At 49.9% G+C, this 2,308-nt stretch carries 2 protein-coding genes and 1 pseudogene; all 3 read left to right on the forward strand.

Annotated features, from left to right (window positions below; genetic code table 11):
• Positions 1 to 499, forward strand: a pseudogene (locus MVK46_RS04780) (intein-containing adenosylcobalamin-dependent ribonucleoside-diphosphate reductase); the annotation flags it as partial.
• A gap of 155 nt (positions 500 to 654) precedes the next feature.
• Positions 655 to 1,119, forward strand: a complete 465-nt coding sequence (locus tag MVK46_RS04785) for a phosphoribosyltransferase (protein ID WP_297535507.1) — start codon at positions 655 to 657, stop codon at positions 1,117 to 1,119.
• Positions 1,120 to 1,335: 216 nt separating this feature from the next.
• Positions 1,336 to 2,308, forward strand: a 973-nt coding sequence (locus MVK46_RS04790; RefSeq protein WP_297535508.1) for a hypothetical protein, incomplete at its 3' end; no start/stop codon positions are given.

The following is a 2,308-nucleotide window of genomic DNA, read 5'->3' on the forward strand; positions in this document are numbered from 1 at the left end:
AAACATGCCGAACGACGCCACCGTTGAGGACGTTAAGGCGGCCTACCTTTTAGCTTACAAGCTTGGCTGTAAGGGAATAACCGTCTACCGCGACGGCTCGCTCTCGGTGCAGGTCTACAGCGTCGAAGGAGAAAAAAGGAAGCGCGTTCCGGCCAAGCCGAGCAGGTACGCCGTTGAGAAGCTCAAAGCGGTGGTCGAGGCCGAACCCTGGCTGGCCAAGTTCATCAACGTCGAGGCCATACTCAACGGCACCAACGGGAAGGGGAAGCCCCAGCTCAGCTTTTCCCTGAGCACCGTGAAGACAACTACACCAGCGCCTAGAGAGCACCCGCACCACGCGGGGAAGCCAGAAATTCCGGAGGAGAAAATTAAGGAGCTCCTTGGAGTGGCTTACTGCCCGGTCTGCTACGAGAAAGATGGGGAGCTTGTTGAACTCAGGATGGAAAGCGGCTGTGCTACCTGCCCGCGCTGTGGATGGAGCAAGTGCGTTATCAGCTGAGACGCTTCCTCCTTCAATTTTTGCCCCGTATCGCTATTCCCTCTTTTGACAAGTCTCTGCCAAAATAGGTTTTTTAATCCCTTCCTTTTAACTTTCACCACTCACCCAAAGCTTAAGTTTCGAGGCGAGAACTCACGCTATTCGGGGGTGTTCCCATGGACAAGGTTTACCTGACTTGGTGGCAGATTGATAGGGCCGTCTTCGCGCTCGCCGAGGAGATACAGAAGCACTTCATGCCCGACGTGATAGTTGGAATCGCGAGGGGCGGGCTTATTCCAGCGGTGAGGCTGAGCCACGTTTTGGGCGATGTAGAGCTCAAGGTTATAGACGTCAAGTTCTACAAGGGCATCGACGAGAGGATGGAGAAGCCTGTGATAACGATTCCCCTCCACGGCTCGCTGGAGGGAAAGAAAGTCGTCATAGTTGATGACGTCAGCGACACCGGAAAAACCCTTGAGGTCGTCATCGAGGAGGTCAAGAAGGCCGGGGCGGAGGAGATTAAAGTTGCCTGCCTGAGCATGAAGCCTTGGACGAAGGTTGTTCCCGACTTCTACGTCTTCAGAACAGACAAGTGGATAGTCTTCCCCTGGGAGGAGTTCCCGGTAGTTGTTAGGGAGTGAGGTTTTCTTTTTGATTTCCTTGGTATCCCCGTGCAACTCTTTTACTCCGACTTCTTTTGGACAGACCTGAGGAGAGAACTTACGTTAGAATAGATTTATACTCAAAAACAGGAGAAAATAAAATTTACTAAATAAAAGAAAAAGCTTATAAGAGCAAGATGATTAGGTAATATTGCAGGAGCCCCAAAGGAGGGGGCGCCAACGAGATGGCAGAGTTTGGTAGCACTTGTAGTAGGGCTCCTCGTAGTTAGCATTCTAGGGTACATCCAGGCAACCCCAATAGAAGGCGCCAAGGTGGTCCTCCTAGATGGGAGCGGAAAAGCGCTGACTGAGCAGGGAAAAGTTTACTATACAGTCTGGACTTTTGATGAGAAGGGGAGCATTAAAGTACTCGAAAGGGGTTCCTTAGAAAGGAAACTTTTCTTTTCAGGAAATACTATTAGAATACCCTCCAACCTCCTCAACGAAGCCAAAACCATCGCGAAGAAAATAGGCTCAAAAACAGCTTTCATCGGTGTAGACGTCTGGATTGTGAAAAACGGCGTAGTTTACACATTACCGCCGGACAGCTTTGAAGTAACAGTCCAGCAAGAAACCCTGCCAAAAACGGTAAAACTGAGGTTCGACCTTAAAGAAGCAGGAAAAACCAAGATTGCAGAAATTGAAAAGAAAACTGGCCTACAACCTCAGGGTTACATAAATCCGCCGTGGTTTGAGTGGAGAACTGTAAGAGAGCAGCGGTTCCAGAACGTTAAGATACCCGTTCTTATAATCCACAACAACGTCTGGAGCGACATCTTCGGCACGGCGGACATCGGAATAACGGTTCAGAAGTACTGGGGGCCTGACGTTACCGTTGCAATGGGTGAGGAGATATCGGAGAAAGTTGAGTTCGACCCAAGCTCGATAACAGTTAAAGTTCTCGGGAGGTCAATAACCAACTACTTTGCAGGAGGGGACGACATAACGGTTCCAGAACAATATTCATGGGGTTACATTTGGATTAAGGGAACCGTCCACTACATCTATCAAAAGGAGTACATGTGTGAGAGGGACTCCCTTGGGCGGGTAACCTGCTCGCCAACGGGCAAAGAGAGGTACTTCGCAAAGATAGACAGCTTCACAATAGACAGAGTAAGCGGAAACGTCGAACACATAGCGAGCGGCTCAACACTTGGAAAACCTCCTT

The organism is Thermococcus sp., from assembly GCF_027066465.1.
GTDB lineage: Archaea > Methanobacteriota_B > Thermococci > Thermococcales > Thermococcaceae > Thermococcus.